This is a genomic window from Rudaea sp. (genome assembly GCF_057139185.1).
Genome location: NZ_DBNHDN010000007.1, coordinates 26962 through 41438 on the forward strand (window position 1 = coordinate 26962; position 14477 = coordinate 41438).

The following is a 14477-nucleotide window of genomic DNA, read 5'->3' on the forward strand; positions in this document are numbered from 1 at the left end:
ATTTGTAGCGCAAGAAACTAGCCGGGCGGCCTGTTTCCGTTGTGGCGGGTCGCGCAGACTGACATTGCTGGGGAAATAGGAAGTTTTTCATGGCCACGTCGTCCGCCTTCCATCTGGTCAAACGCACGGGCGCGCCGGGGCCGCTCTCGGGCGTGCGCGTGCTCGACCTGTCGAGCTACATCGCCGGCCCGTATGGCTGCACCCTGCTCGCCGACCAGGGCGCCGAGGTGATCAAGATCGAGCCGCCCGATGGCGACAACCTGCGCAATTATCCGTCGACGCTGGCCGCGGAAAGCCGCGCCTTCATGGGCGTGAACCGTTCCAAGCTCGGCATCGTCCTCGACCTGAAAGCACCTGCGGGTCATGCCGCGCTGCTGCGCCTCGTGCGCGAGGCCGACGTGCTTGTGCACAGCTTCCGCCCGAGCGTGCCCAAGCGCCTCGGCATCGATCACGAGCAGCTCAACCTGATCAACCCGCGCCTGATCTACTGCGCGGTCTCCGGCTACGGCGAGACCGGGCCGATGCGGGACAAGGCCGGCTACGACCAGGTGCTGCAGACCATGACCGGCATGTGCGCGCTGCAAGGCAAGCGCGGCGGCCCGCCCGAGATCATCTACGGCTCGGTCGTCGACTACTACGCCGCCGCGTTGCTCGGCGCCGGGGTTTCCTCCGCGCTGTACGAGCGCGAGCGCTCCGGCCGCGGCCAGTTCGTCGGCGTGTCGCTGCTGCGCAGTGCGCTGACGATGCAGTCCGCGCGCATGATCTGGGCCGACGGCGAATCGCTCGACATCGGCCGCGACATGCGTTCGGGCGGCGTCACCGGCATCCATCCGACGCGCGCGGGCCATCTCTACATCTCGGCGAACACGCCGCGCTTCTGGAAGGCGCTGTGCGAAAAGACCGGGCTGCAATCGCTCGCCGCCGATCCGCGCTACGACAGCGTACGCAAGCGCGCCGAACATGCCGCCGAGATCATCCCGAAGCTGCACGCCGCACTCGCTGCGCACACCGCACTCGATTGGGAAGCGCGGTTCGGCGATGACGTGCCCTGTGCCGCCGCGCGCCGCATCGAGGACATGTTCGAGCACCCGCAGGTGCTTGCCGAGAACATGGTCGCTACGATCGAGCATCCCGTCGTCGGCCGCTACCACGGCGTCGCCAACCCGATCAAATTCGGCCGCACGCCGGGGCCCGTGCCGTTTGCCGCACCGCGCTTCGACCAGGACTCGCAGGCCGTGCTCGGTGCCCTGCCGGGCCCCGACAAGAAGACCGCGTAGCTGCGCACGCCGGCGCACCGAAGCCGGCTTGCGCGGCAGTCGCGCCGCGCATCGCGTTTCGTTTCCCTGCGCGCATCGCCAAGCGCCCGTCCCCGGACGCTCTGCGTCGCGATGAGCGACTGCCACCCCACGGAGACGATCGAGCAGCAATTCGTCGGCCGCCGGTCAAAACGCGAAGCTGCGGGCGAGGGTACAACGGTCCGCCGGTCGATCCCCCGCGGTCATCGCCCGCGGATGGCGCTGCGGTGTGCGCACCGACGGTGGAAGTGGGGCACATCCCCGCACACGCGGCGCCCGTTGTGGTCAGCGGCGGTGGCGCAGCGCCTCCAGTACCAGCGCGAACGCGGGTGATGGCTGGCGCCGACTCGGGTAGTACAGGTGGTAGCCCGGAAACGGCGGACACCAGGCTTCGAGCACGCGCACGAGGCGACCGTCTTCGAGTTCCGTCGCGACTTCGTCCTCGGGCACGAAAGCGATGCCCAACCCCTCCAGCGCCGACTGGATCACGGGCGGCGTCGTGTTGAAGGTCAGCTGGCCTTCGACGTGAACGTTCTGCGGCCGGCCGGCGCGCTCGAATTCCCAGGCATACAGCCCGCCATAGGTCGGCAGGCGCAGGTTGATGCAGTTGTGCGCGAGCAGATCCTGAGGTTTCTTCGGCGGCGGCTTCGCGGCGAAGTACGCCGAGGCTGCGACCGCCACCATCCGCAGCCTGGGCCCGATCGGCACCGCGATCATGTCCTTGTCGATGCTCTCGCCCATGCGCACGCCGGCATCGAAGCGGTCGGCGACGATGTCGCGCAAACCGTAGCTGACGTCGAATTCCATCCTGATGTCCGGATACGCGCGCAGCACCGGTGCGAGCTTGGGCAACAGGATCGAACGCAACACATTCTCGCCGCAGGTGATCCGCACCGTGCCGCCCGGCTTGTCGCGCATCGCCGTCAATGCATCGAGTTCCGTTTCGATCTCGTCGAAGCGATGACCGATGGCCTGCAACAAGCGCTCGCCGGCGGGTGTGGGCGAGACGCTGCGCGTCGTGCGCGTCAGCAGCCGGATTTCGAGCCGCGCCTCGAGCCCGCTGATGGCCTGGCTGATCGCCGACTGGCTGATGCCCAGCAGCGCGCCGGCGCGGGTGAAACTGCCCTCGCGCGCAACGGTGACGAAATACAGCAGCTCGTTGAGATTGCGTCTGGCCATGGTCCGGCCTTGCACCCGGCAAGTATTAGCCGACCTTATAACTGCATTTAGATGAAATTAGCTAGTCACGACTATCCAAGACTCGGAAAATGACCACCATGAACACGATGACCCACGCCCGCAATACCTTGCTGATCTGCATGGCGCTGGCCGCTTGCACGCACTCTGAAAGGAAACCCGTCATGAATACTGCATCCACGCAAACGCCGGCGCTCACCAATGTCGAGTCGGTTTGCCCCGCGCTCGCGCACTTGACGCAAAGCGCGCTGCTGGACGGCGTGTGGAAGCGACCGGGCCTGTCGATGCGCGACCGCAGCCTGGTCACGCTGGCCGCACTGGTCTCGCTCGATCAGACCCGCGAGTTGCCGTACTACGTCAACCATGCGCTCGACAACGGCCTGAAGCCCGGCGAGATTTCCGAGGCGCTGGTCCAGCTCGCGTTCTATTCCGGCTGGGAGAACGCGGTGGACGCGGCCGTCGCGATCCAGTCGGTATTTGCGGCGCGCGGCATCAAGACCGATCAGCTCGCCGCGGTATCACCGAAGCTGCTGGCACTCGATGAGGCGGGCGAAGCCAAGCGCGCGAGCAATGTCTCGCAGCAGTTCGATGCGGTATCGCCGGGCGTCGTGCAGAACACCACCGATCTGTTGTTCCGCGACCTGTGGCTGCGCCCGGGCCTCGCGCCGCGCGACCGCAGTCTCGTGACCGTGGCGTCACTGATCGCGACCGGCCAGGCCTTGGCAGTGCCGTATCACCTCAATCGTGCGCTGGACAACGGCCTCACCCACGCCGAAGCCGGCGAAGTACTGACCCAGCTTGCGTTCTACACCGGCTGGCCGCGCGTGTTTTCCGCATTGCCGGTGTTCAAGCAGGTGTTCGAGCAGCGCGCCGCCAACGCGCAGTAATTCCCGCATTCATTGCCAGAGGAAACCTCCCATGAGCACTTTGCAACGCAACGGTTCACAAGCCTTCATCGACGGCGGCACCGTCAACTTCACCGGCCGCGCGCGCTTTGCACCACTGTTCAAATCCGCAGGCCCCGCGCCCGTATCCGGTGCGGTGGTCACGTTCGAACCCGGTGCGCGCTCGAACTGGCATACGCATCCCTGCGGCCAGACCCTGATCGTCACCGACGGCCTCGGCTGGACGCAGTGCGAGGGCGAGGCCAAGGTCGAGATCCGCCCCGGCGACGTGATCACCTGCCCGGTCGGCAAGCGGCATTGGCATGGCGCTTCGCCGACGACGCCGATGACGCACATCGCGATCGCCGAGGCCGACGCCGACGGCAAGGTGGTGGACTGGATGGAGCCGGTCACCGATGCGCAATACCACAGCCCACTGGACACTTCGAGGTAAGCCGCCATGCAAGCAACCATCCTGTACCAGGCCGGCGAGGTGCGGGTCGAGAACATCCCCGACGCCAGCATCAAGCAACCCACCGATGCGCTGATCCGCGTCACTCGCGCCTGCATTTGCGGCAGCGACTTGTGGCCGTACAAGCTCAAGCAGGCCGATGGTCAGGGCCAGAACATGGGCCACGAGGCCATTGGCGTGGTCGAGGCCATCGGCAAGGACGTGCGCACCATCAAAGTCGGCGATGTCGTGATCATGCCGTTCGCGTATTCCGACGGCAGTTGCGATTTCTGCCACGAAGGCCTGCACACCGCCTGCGTTCACGGTGGCTTCTTCGGCAACGCCGAGGTCGGCGGCGCGCAGGCCGAGGCGCTGCGCATTCCGTGGGCCGACGGCACGCTGTTCCCGCTGCCAGTCGGCGAAGACGACGCGCTGATGCCGTCGCTGCTGACGCTGTCCGACGTGATGGGCACCGGCCATCACGCCGCCGTCGTGGCCCGCGTCGGCAAGGGCAAGAAGGCCGCGGTGATTGGCGATGGCGCGGTCGGCCTGTGCGCCGTGATTGCGGCCAAGCGTCTGGGTGCCGAGCAGATCATTCTCATGGGCCGACATCCGGATCGCATCGCGCTGGCCAAGCAGTTCGGCGCCACCGACGTGGTCAGCGAACGTGGCGAAGCCGCCATAGCACGCGTGCGCGCATTGACCGGCGGCTTCGGCGTGCATTCGGTGCTCGAATGCGTCGGCACGGAGCAGGCGATGGCCACGTCCATGGGCATAGCTCGCGCCGGCGGCGCGGTTGGTCGCGTCGGCGTGCCACACTACGACGTCGTACCGCAGGCGCAGCCGATGTTCTACCGCAACGTCCTCGTCGGCGGCGGCCCGGCTCCGGTGCGCGCCTACATCGACGAACTGCTGCCCGACGTGCTCGAAGGCCGCATCGAACCCGGTCGCGTGTTCGACCGCACGGTGGACTTGGGCGGCGTGCCCGACGGTTACCGCGCGATGGATGCGCGCGAAGCGATCAAGGTGATGGTGCAGCCCTGAGGCGCACCACGAATCACGAAGGAAGCGAAAATGAAGATCCCTGCGGCCAATTCCAAACGCGAGGCGACCTTGTGACCGGATGGCCCAAAAACACATTGCGCAGGATCGCCGCAAGCGACGACCTGCATATCTCGCCGTTCCGCGAGGACGGCGTCACCTACGGCACGCCCACCTGGATCTGGTCGGTGGTGGTGGACGATGCGCTCTACGTGCGTGGCTACAACGGCACCCGTTCGCGCTGGTATCAGGCCGCGCTGCGGCAGAAGGCCGGTCGCATCAGCGCCGCCGGCACCACGCAGGACGTCGCCTTCGAGCCGGTCGACGGCGCGATCAACGACCGCATCGACGAGGCCTATCGCACCAAGTATCGCGGCAACCCCTACCTCGAGCCGATGATCGGCCAGCGCGCTCGCGCGGCGACCGTCCGGATCTCACCACTCTCACCCGCGCTTCAAGGAGCGTGAACCATGCACACCCGCAAACTCGGAAGTCTTGAAGTCTCCGCCCTCGGCCTTGGCTGCATGGGCATGAGCTTCAGCTACGCGACGAAACTCACGACGCCCGAAGGCGTGGCACTGATCCGCGCCGCGGTGGATCGCGGCGTGACCTTCTTCGACACCGCAGAGGTGTACGGCCCGTTCACGAACGAGCGGGTCGTCGGTGAGGCACTGAACCCAGTGCGCGACCAGGTCGCGATCGCCACCAAGTTCGGCTTCGACATCGACTTCGCCACCGGCGAGAACCGCGGCGTCTGCAGCCGGCCCGAACGCATCCGCAAAGCAGTGGACGGCTCGTTGGAGCGCATGGGCGTCGAGACCATCGACCTGCTGTACCAGCATCGCGTCGATCCGAACGTGCCGATCGAGGACGTGGCCGGCACGGTCAAGGATTTGATCGCGCAGGGCAAGGTGAAGCATTTCGGCATGTCCGAGCCCGGCGTCGCGACACTGCGGCGCGCGCATGCCGTGCAGCCGGTGAGTGCGATCCAGAACGAATACTCGCTGTGGTGGCGCGCGGTCGAGGGCAACGGCATCCTCAAGGCCTGCGATGAACTCGGCATCGGCTTCGTGCCCTACAGCCCGCTCGGCAAGGGCTTCCTCACCGGCGCGATGGGCAAGGACTTCAAGCTCGGCGACGGCGACTTCCGCAAGAGCGTGCCACGCTTCTCGCCCGAAGCCATCACCAAGAATCAGGCGCTGGTGGACTTGCTCAAGCGGGTCGCCGGCGACAAGCGCGCGACGCCCGCGCAGATCGCGCTGGCATGGCTGCTCGCGCAACGGCCGTACATCGTGCCGATTCCGGGCACCACCAAGCTGCACCGGCTGGAAGAAAACCTCGGTGCCGCAAATGTCGAACTGTCAGCGACCGACCTGCGCGAAATCGAGCAGGCCGCCGCGCAGCTGCACATCGTCGGCGAACGCTACGCGCCGGCGCAGCAGGCGATGGTGGGACGCGAGGCGCCACCCAGCCAGGTGAACTGACTGACACGGCAAACGCGAGTCCCGCGTGGTTTGCCGCACGACGAGCCACACCCGTCGCCGGACGCTTGCGCCGCCGTGACGCCGACTAGTCCGGCCAGGCTTCGGCGGTCAGCGGCAGCTCGTTCAGCTCGGCGCGGGCTTCGCGCCAACTTCGATAGTGATGATCGAGAATGGCGATGAAGCGCTCACCGTGTGTTGGCACGATCAGGTGCGCCATCTCGTGCACCACCACGTACTCCAGCAGATCCTTCGGCTTTTTCACCAACTCGGTGTTCAACCGGATGTGCTTTGCCTGATGATTGCAACCGCCCCACCTTGTCCTCATGCGTTGCAGGAAGTACGCGGCCACCTCGACGCCGAGGCGCGGCTCACGTCTGGCACGCTGCGCTTTATGAGTCGAAAGCGACATTTACGCCGCCTTCTGCTCGGCCATAAACTGCGCGAAAAAGCGACGACGCTTTTTATCTCAACAAATGAACACCGACGCCGACAGCAACCTGACCGATCTGTTTTACCCATCCATGAGCTCGATACACCCGCGCAGCAGGTGGCGTGGCGCACAATCACGCACAAGTCGATAGCGAAGGCCATTTGGCTCATTCAAAAGAGAGACGTGGTCCGGACGCGTGATCCTCATGCCGCGTAACAGGTACGGGTAGATCGGGTGTCCGGGATGGCGCTTACTCGTGTTCGGCTTGCGATACAGCGCTTCAATGCCCTTCACCACATCAGCGTTCCCACGTGCTTGCGACCCACCGGAATGCCCTCACGCTTGAGCATATCGCGCAGCATGCGTGCGCCGGCGTAGGGATGCTCCAGACGCAACTCGTCGATCCGGCGCATCGAGGCCAGATCGGCAGCGTTCACCGGTGCGGGCAGGTAGTACACCGTGCCGCGTGGCAAGCCGACCAGCTCGGCCTGGCGCGTCACCGGAAGATCATGGCTGCGGTCGATCATCGCTTTGCGCTCCACAGCCCCGCCTTGTCGAGCGCGCCGGAAAAAAATCTATCTCCAATGCCTGCTGGCCAATCTTCACGTGCAGCGACTTGACGTCGATCGGTGGATCGTGGCGCTCGCCGACGAATACATCGGCCGCGCCGGCCAGCAGCTGATTCTTCCAGTCGATGATCTGGTGCGGGTGCACGTCATGCTGCTTGGCCAATTCGGCCAGCGTCTTCTCGTCGCGAACGGCATCCAGCACTACTTCGGCTTTGATTGCCGGTGAGTGGGTCGACGGGGTCTCTTCTTCATTTTCTGCTCCTCGCGATGCGGGCCCTTCGCCCAGGGGGAAGCAGAAATTCCACTTGACCTACTGTCCGGCGTTTCGGGGCCAGCTCTCGCCTGCCCGTCACCTCGGCATGAATTCGAAGCATGGCTGGCATGCAACTCCTGAAGTGCGGCGTCTGCGTTTCCGCGGGTAGGCAATGCGCGTCCAGCGGTGCGTTGCCGACTTCGCGCACGCGGGCAAAGTGGCAACGGCAGATGACGACGTGGTTGCAGAAACCGCAGCACCGCTAATCGCATGCCGCAGCTTCTCCCGCAGGGCGGCATTGTTGCGGCCAGCTGTGCGCGCGCCAGTATTCGATGATCCCAGTGCGCCGAAGGTAGTCGCCGAACGCGGCATGGCGGCGATGATTGGCCAATTCCGGATTCCAAAGCATGGAACTCATACTCGACGCGCCTTTGCGCCAGACTTGTTCGAGCATGGCGATGTCGCCGGGAATGTCTGGCCGCGGGTCAAACACGCGCCCCCAGTTGGACTGCCCGTCGTCTGGCCGTTCAGCTGCACGGATGCGCGCGCGTGCCGCGGGCCACAACGACGGATTTTCCAGCGCGTCGAGTATGGCGAGATAGGAGTCGCGCCAGCGCGGATCGTCGACGACGCACTTGCGCGCTTCTTTCAACTCGTTGCGCCAGACGGCGTTGAACCACAGCGCAGTCTGCTTTTTCGGCACCACGTTCGAATAGTAGCGCGCGGCATCCTCGTGCCTACCGAGCGTGTCCAGAGTGTGTGCGAGCATGAAGGCGACCTCGACGGAAAACGGATCGTAGCTGTAAGCCGTTTCCATTTCCGCCAGTGCTTGCTCCACGTAGCCGAGCGTCGTCAACCTGCGCGCGTACCAGGTGCGCAGGGTGGTATCCGCGGGCGCCAGTTCAAGCGCATGGCGAGTCAGGGCGATGCAGGATTCCCACTCGGCATTGCGGCACTTCGCATCGGCGAGCACCGCGTAAGGGTCCGCAAGCGCGGGATCGAGCTTCAATGCGATCTGCGCATGCGCCTCGGCTTCGACCCGCATCTTGCGTGCTTGCGCTTCATCCGCGTACGAGGGTTGGGTCAATGCCAGTGCCAAGCCGCTGTGCGCGCGTGCGTAGGTCGGCGCGTCGGCGATCAGTGCGCGGAAATCGGCGACCGTTTGTTTCCATTGCGCCACATCGCGGCGCAGCCCATGCCGTGCCTGCAGATAGCGCCGATACCATTGCGCATCGTCCCTGCGCGCAAGCTCGTTTTGCATGCCGACGGAAAGTTTCAACGCCAATGCTGTCGCCACCGCCTGCGCCACGTCGCGTTCGAGCGCGCGGGACTCGCTCCCGACACGCTCGAATGATTCGCTCCAGAGCACCTCGGCAGAAGCGATTTCGACCAGGCGCACCGTTGCGCGCAACTGGTCGGACTCGCGCCACGCGCTTCCCTCGATGGCATAGCGGATGCCAAGTCGGCGCGCCGTTGCCGCGAGGCTGTTTTCGCCGTTCGGACCGAAGCCCGCCGACGGTGGTGCGACGACATGCAAGCCGTCGATGCGTGCGAGCAATGCGATCAATTCCTCGCCGAGACTGTCGGTGAATGCGCGATCGGCGGCGTCGCCACCTGAAGTGCGAAACGGCAGCACGATCAGAGAGCTCGTCGTCGCGGGCGCGACCGATGGCGCAGTCGAAACGGCAGTAGGCGAGGCAGCGTACGGTGCCGGTTGCCGGCGCGACAGAACCGGCACGGCGACGAAATACATTGCTAGTAATGCCGGCAAGCCGACCAGCATCGCCCGCCGATAACGTGCTGCCCAGGAAGCGCGACCTGCCACAGCGCCGGCATCGACACGCGCGGCCATCTCGTCGGACGTATTAGCCGGATTCGGAGCTTCCTGTTCGACAGGTTCGCGCGTATCGGTCGCCGGCGGCAAAGAGGGAGTCGAATGCGCCGACGCTGCGTCGCCATCCTGCGTTTGTACGTCTCCGACAAAGCGATATCCCCGTTTCGGCACGGTCTGGACATACGCCCCCCTCTCGTCGGACAAAGCCCGGCGCACCTGCCAGATGATCTTGTTCAGATTGGTTTCGGATACGACCGAGCGCGGCCACAAGCGCGCGAAGAAGTCGTCCTTCGTCACCAGTTGCCCAGCGCATTCGAGCAGCAGCGCCAACGCATCGAAGACCTTCGGCGGAACGTCGACCGGGGCCCGATCGCAGAGCAGGCGGCGCTCCCGCAAATCGAGCAGGAAAGGGCCGAATACGTAGACGTTGGGGGAGTCCGTGGGCACACCGGGATCCTTGCAGTTTCGCCGCGATAGTAGCGTGCTGCCCGCACGGCGGAGAGAGGCAACAAAAAAACGACAAAAAAACGAAGGGCAGGCAAGGACATTCGCGCGCGAATCGGCCAATTTCACCGCGCTCGCAACGCAGTGCCGAGTGTTGTGCGGCGAGCCATCGACCGTTTACCCCATTCAGAGATCGTCATGCCAGTCCATCGCTCCTACCTTGCGGCCGCGCTGATCGCCTACCTCCTCCTCGCCCTGTCGTGTACGACGGTGGCCGCCGCAGCACCATGGAGTCTCGCCGCGAGCATGTCCGTTGCACGCGCAGACCACACGGTCACGCGGTTGGCGTCGGGCAAGGTGCTCGTTGTCGGGGGTTTCGACGCCGGCTCGGTCACACTGGCCAGCGCCGAACTGTACGATCCGATCAGCAACACCTGGAGCGCGGCGGGAAGTCTGACCAAGCCACGTCACAATCACACGGCTACCCTGCTGGCTTCGGGCAAGGTTCTGGTTGCCGGTGGTTTCGGCGGCGGTGGCCCGCTGGCCAGCGCCGAACTGTACGATCCGGCCAGCAACACCTGGAGCGCGGCCGGGACTCTGCTCACGGCGCGCTATATCCATACCGCGACCTTGCTGCCCTCGGGCAAGGTACTGGTGGTTGGCGGCGACGGGGTGGGTCCAGCCGCATTGGCGGCGGTCGAGCTGTACGATCCCGCGACCAATTCGTGGACAGCCGCCAGCCCGCTCAACAGCGCGCGAACCCGGCATACCGCGACGCTACTGGGCAATGGCAACGTGCTGATTGCCGGTGGAAACGTTCTCGGCAGCCCCGCGAACAGTGCCCATTTGTACGCCCCGGCAACCAACTCGTGGAGCGCCGCGGCCAATCTTCCCACCGCTGTGCAGTTTCACACCGCGAGCTTGCTACCATCCGGCAAGGTGCTGCTTGCAGGCGGACAAAATGGCGGTGCCGTCAATGCCACTCAGCTCTACGATCCGGATGTCGATGTGTGGACCGTGCAAGCTCCCCTCAACACGCCACGGTTCTATCACACAGCTACTGTGCTCGCGACGGGCGAGGTACTGGTGGTTGGCGGATTTTCGACGAGCTTTCTGGCCAGCGCCGAAGTGTTCTACCCCGCTTTGAACGCATGGGCTGGCATGGGCAGTCTAAGCGAGAGTCGCTCCGGCCCGACCATGTCCACACGGTTGCTTTCCGGCAAGGTGCTGGTTGCCGGTGGCTCGTCTGCCGGCAGCGCAGTTCGCGCCAGCGCGGAACTGTTCGATGGCGGGCCGCCCGCGCCCGCCGCGCATCTGAGCGTTTCCGGCAACGGCTACAATATTGTGCCTGGCGCCACGGTCGCCAGCACGCTCGATGGTACCGACTTCGGAAGTGTCGCAGCAGGCGTGCCGGTCACTCGCACCTTTACCTTGTTCAATGCGCCAAGTTCGGTGGGACCGGGCTCAATGACTGCGCCGTCGGAGAATGCACACAAGCCTAGCGCGATCGGCGATGTGACGATAGCGAGCATCGCCAGCAGCAACGGCGCCTTTATCATCAGCGGTGGACTCGGCACCCTCGCCAGCGGAGCGAGCCGCACGTTCACCACGACGTTCAATGCCTCCGCACCCGGTGTCTACAACACGACCATCACCATCGCCAGCGACGACCCCGCGACGCCGAACTACACGTTTGCACTGCGCGCGACCGTCACCGGCGGCAGCACGCCCAGTACGGTGTCTGCCCCGATGCTGGGGAACGGGATGCTCGTCCTGCTAGCGGTGTTGTTCGTAGTCTGTGGAGTCGTCATGCGTGGTTGCAAATAAGCCGAGCGCTCCGATGATCGGGCAGGGCAACGATGATGGGCCGGCTACCGCACATTTTTTGGCGGGTCGGCACGGGCGGCGCAATACGGCCATACTGGTTGCGGCGGCGATACTCGCTGCAGTCGCAGTCAGTAGCTATGTGAATTTGTCCATCGTCGTTCCCGCATGCCGCTTTTACGGCCATGCGCAAGGCTTGGCCTACGCCGGCACAAAAACCTGGGACTATCGTCACGAGGAAGGCATCGTCTGCGTGTTCCAGCGCGCCGACGGTAGCGAGATGGAAATACCACTGCAAAGATTCACACCGTTCCTCAAAAGCCTGGCGCTGGATTGGATATTGGATTTGCGCCTTGGCATTCCAAGTTTCATCGCGCTTTTCACCTTGTTGTGGCTGGGTATGCAGCGCGTTGCCGGACGATAGTTCGGCCGCACGGCGATCGCATGGGAGCCCAGCAGGGTGCAGGAAATTCAACCACCCCTTTCGCGCAGTCTCCGGGATAGACGGAGGCGGTGCAAGCCTTCGACCCGCCCTTGCGTCGCTATTCGGCGTGACGCACGTAGTCGGGCGTGCGCAGCGTGCTGGCCACGCGTTCGGCGATAGCGCAGGTCTTCAGCCGCCGTAAGTCCGCGGCCTTCGTGCGGCCGATTGGCGAGAGCTCGCCAACGTACCAGTCGACCAAGTCGCCGAGCGTCTTGGAATCGGCCAGGACGGCGCGGGTGGCGCGCCGATCGAAGATCTCCGTCTCGATGCGCCGGCCCCAGATCTCGGCCTGGGCCTTCGTGGGGAACGTCTGTGACCGGGTTGGCTCGCCCTTGCGCCGTATAATGACGCGCCAAGACTTGCCGCGGCGTCCGATTTTCATTGGACCATGCCTCGTATGGTCCAACGACGGTGCAACGAGGTTGGTAACGGCAAGGAAAAACGGGGATTCTGTGGTAAGCGAAATCGGCCAAAAACCCAGTCAAACTGCGGCGCTCAACCCTTGGGCTCTGTGCGTCGCGCCGATGATGGATTGGGCGCAGGGATTGGGAAATCAAACAGTTGTGGTTCGTTGGTACGGGCTTGAGGCGACTTCAACGTGAATTCGGCGCGCGAAGCTTGGCAAGAATTCATTTGCGCCAGTGATCAGCGTATCACGTTCGTCACGCAACCGGCGTGAACGCCGACGCCATCAAAGCTTGCTCCGACTTCGGGATTTTCAGCGACGTTGCCACGCGTCGCCATCCCGATACCGCTTCGCGCACTTGCACGAGAATGGCATCGGCACGCTTGGCCGTCAGTCCGTAATCACGCGCAGCACGCATCGCAATATCGACGTCGCAGTGCGTGTCCGTCTCGTTGATTGCAAGCGTCAGCTCGTCGCGATCCGGTACGGGATTGATGTCGTAGGCGGGCGATAGCCGCAATCCCGTTGGCGTCAGGATGAAGCCATGGTTGCGCAGATGGTCGTCCACGTTGTGGATCGAGATGCCGAACAGCACGCGCCGGAAAAGCTCTTCGCAGTCCACGCGGGTGTCCGCTCCGCGAGATTGCAATAGGTCCACCAATTCCAGGTAACTCGCGCCCGGCTCGCCATCCTTGCGCTGGGTCAACGTCATCGCCGACACGAACGCGCGCCGTCTGCCTTGCAGTGTGCGGTCAAAGCGCTCGGCGAGAAACGTTGTGCCAACAGTGCCCAAGTGTAACGCCCGCGTCGCGGGCACTTGAATGCCGGCCTTGGCAGCCAGACGATGCGCCACGAGTTCCCATGCGCCGACATCGCGTGTGTCCTGTCGACTCGGAAATTTGGCGATGCACAGCCTGCCGTCTTCGTCGCGTACGGAGGCCTTGGGCCGCGCACCACCCAGCGAACTGCCGGGCGCGATCAGTTGCGACAACCAGCGCAGGTCTGCCGGTTTGTCGTGAGCATCGTCGCGCGCCTCGAATCGAAGGCTCGCTGTCTCCAATTCGCGCAATGAGGTCAGTGGAGGCGCCGCCTGCATCGAATTGGCGTCGAGGAAAGGACCATCGCCGATGCGAAATCGCAAGGCGCCCATTCGGGTTTCATCATGCACGCCAAGCAGGAAATCCCATTCTCCAAGCACGTGCGGACGGCGCTTGTCGGCGAGCGCTTGTCCATTTTCGCGGCGTTGCATCAGCACGCGGCCCCAGCGGTCCGGTGCGGAATCCAGAAATATGCCGAAGTTGGCGCGGTCGACGGGTGGGTATTGAGTACCGGAGACAAGCGCTAGGTCAGGATCAAAGGCGAAAGCATCGGGATTCGCCAGCCAGGCCGAATCGTATTCGAACGAAAACACCGCAGTCTTGCCGCCGCTACGGTGATGCAGCCAGCCCATTCGTCGAGGTGTTGCCAGCCAGTCGAGATCGGCATGGACTTCAACCGTGTCGATTCCGCGGCTCATGGCGGAATCGGATGTCGCTTGCGCCGCGGCGCGCGCACGCGTTCGCCGAGGGTGGCATCCTGCAACTTCAATCCCAGTTTGTCGTCGGCGGCAATCAATTCGAGATCGGCTTCAAGGCCGAGCGCTTGCAGCACACGCGCGTAAATGCCCAATGCGACGGCGGACTCGCCACGCTCGGCGCGCAGCAGCGTTGCGCGAGTGATGCCCGCGCGGGTAGCCACGACTTGCGCCGTATACGCGCGGCGCAGGCGCGCGCGGCGAAGATTGGCTCCCAGCCCGCGCAGCAGGCGGTTGAGGCGGGGCAGAAGGGCTGGGGAGGTTCTTGGCATGATGTCACATATCGTATACGTAATGATATGTAACGT

General features: G+C 64.5%; 14 protein-coding genes and 1 pseudogene. 8 read left to right on the forward strand and 7 right to left on the reverse strand.

Going from position 1 to position 14477, the window contains the following annotated elements; translation table 11 throughout:
- Positions 1 to 89: 89 nt before the first annotated feature.
- The gene (locus AC16HO_RS02635; RefSeq protein WP_395643865.1) at positions 90 to 1277 is read left to right on the forward strand and encodes a CaiB/BaiF CoA transferase family protein; all 1188 of its coding nucleotides are present in this window, start codon (positions 90 to 92) and stop codon (positions 1275 to 1277) included.
- A 303-nt stretch (positions 1278 to 1580) separates the two neighbouring features.
- Here AC16HO_RS02635 and AC16HO_RS02640 read toward each other — a convergent pair whose 3' ends face one another.
- The gene (locus AC16HO_RS02640) at positions 1581 to 2474 is read right to left on the reverse strand and encodes a LysR family transcriptional regulator (protein WP_395643866.1); all 894 of its coding nucleotides are present in this window, start codon (positions 2472 to 2474) and stop codon (positions 1581 to 1583) included.
- Positions 2475 to 2656: 182 nt separating this feature from the next.
- Here AC16HO_RS02640 and AC16HO_RS02645 point away from each other — a divergent pair, with 182 nt between their 5' ends.
- The 5 genes from AC16HO_RS02645 (at position 2657) to AC16HO_RS02665 (ending at position 6352) form a co-directional block, all read left to right on the forward strand.
- Positions 2657 to 3379, forward strand: coding sequence for a carboxymuconolactone decarboxylase family protein (locus AC16HO_RS02645; protein ID WP_395643867.1), 723 nt, complete (start codon positions 2657 to 2659; stop codon positions 3377 to 3379).
- A gap of 31 nt (positions 3380 to 3410) precedes the next feature.
- Positions 3411 to 3830, forward strand: a complete 420-nt coding sequence (locus AC16HO_RS02650; RefSeq protein WP_395643868.1) for a (R)-mandelonitrile lyase — start codon at positions 3411 to 3413, stop codon at positions 3828 to 3830.
- Between the two features lie 6 nt (positions 3831 to 3836).
- Positions 3837 to 4871: a zinc-dependent alcohol dehydrogenase family protein gene (locus AC16HO_RS02655; protein WP_395643869.1), complete on the forward strand. Its 1035-nt coding sequence runs from the start codon at positions 3837 to 3839 to the stop codon at positions 4869 to 4871.
- 71 nt (positions 4872 to 4942) lie between these two features.
- Positions 4943 to 5335 (forward strand): DUF2255 family protein, encoded by a 393-nt coding sequence (locus AC16HO_RS02660; RefSeq protein ID WP_395643870.1) that lies wholly within the window; start codon positions 4943 to 4945, stop codon positions 5333 to 5335.
- 3 nt (positions 5336 to 5338) lie between these two features.
- The gene (locus AC16HO_RS02665) at positions 5339 to 6352 is read left to right on the forward strand and encodes an aldo/keto reductase (RefSeq protein ID WP_395643871.1); all 1014 of its coding nucleotides are present in this window, start codon (positions 5339 to 5341) and stop codon (positions 6350 to 6352) included.
- An 85-nt stretch (positions 6353 to 6437) separates the two neighbouring features.
- Here AC16HO_RS02665 and AC16HO_RS02670 read toward each other — a convergent pair whose 3' ends face one another.
- From AC16HO_RS02670 to AC16HO_RS02680, 3 genes and pseudogenes are all read right to left on the reverse strand, one after another.
- On the reverse strand, positions 6438 to 6761 hold the full coding sequence (locus tag AC16HO_RS02670) for a M48 metallopeptidase family protein (protein WP_395643872.1): 324 nt from the start codon (positions 6759 to 6761) through the stop codon (positions 6438 to 6440).
- Between the two features lie 201 nt (positions 6762 to 6962).
- Positions 6963 to 7603 (reverse strand): annotated as a pseudogene (locus AC16HO_RS02675) (IS3 family transposase); the annotation flags it as partial.
- 263 nt (positions 7604 to 7866) lie between these two features.
- Entirely contained in the window at positions 7867 to 9885 is a 2019-nt protein-coding gene (locus tag AC16HO_RS02680) for a winged helix-turn-helix domain-containing protein (RefSeq protein WP_395643873.1), read from the reverse strand.
- 195 nt (positions 9886 to 10080) lie between these two features.
- Between AC16HO_RS02680 and AC16HO_RS02685 the strand changes: the two genes are divergently transcribed.
- Both AC16HO_RS02685 and AC16HO_RS02690 read left to right on the forward strand, forming a co-directional pair.
- Entirely contained in the window at positions 10081 to 11709 is a 1629-nt protein-coding gene (locus AC16HO_RS02685; RefSeq protein WP_395643874.1) for a Kelch repeat-containing protein, read from the forward strand.
- Between the two features lie 13 nt (positions 11710 to 11722).
- Complete coding sequence (locus AC16HO_RS02690) at positions 11723 to 12130, forward strand: hypothetical protein (protein ID WP_395643875.1); 408 nt, start codon at positions 11723 to 11725, stop codon at positions 12128 to 12130.
- Between the two features lie 118 nt (positions 12131 to 12248).
- Here AC16HO_RS02690 and AC16HO_RS02695 read toward each other — a convergent pair whose 3' ends face one another.
- The 3 genes from AC16HO_RS02695 to AC16HO_RS02705 all read right to left on the reverse strand — a co-directional run bounded on the left by AC16HO_RS02695 (position 12249) and on the right by AC16HO_RS02705 (position 14441).
- A complete protein-coding gene (locus AC16HO_RS02695; RefSeq protein WP_395643876.1) occupies positions 12249 to 12572 on the reverse strand; it encodes a hypothetical protein in 324 nt (107 codons plus the stop codon).
- Positions 12573 to 12852: 280 nt separating this feature from the next.
- On the reverse strand, positions 12853 to 14112 hold the full coding sequence (locus tag AC16HO_RS02700; protein WP_395643877.1) for a type II toxin-antitoxin system HipA family toxin: 1260 nt from the start codon (positions 14110 to 14112) through the stop codon (positions 12853 to 12855).
- Positions 14109 to 14441 carry a helix-turn-helix domain-containing protein gene (locus AC16HO_RS02705; protein WP_484335279.1) on the reverse strand — a complete coding sequence of 111 codons (333 nt, stop codon included), beginning with the start codon at positions 14439 to 14441 and terminating at the stop codon, positions 14109 to 14111. The genes AC16HO_RS02700 and AC16HO_RS02705 overlap by 4 nt, the downstream gene beginning before the upstream one ends.
- Between the last annotated feature and the right edge of the window lie 36 nt (positions 14442 to 14477).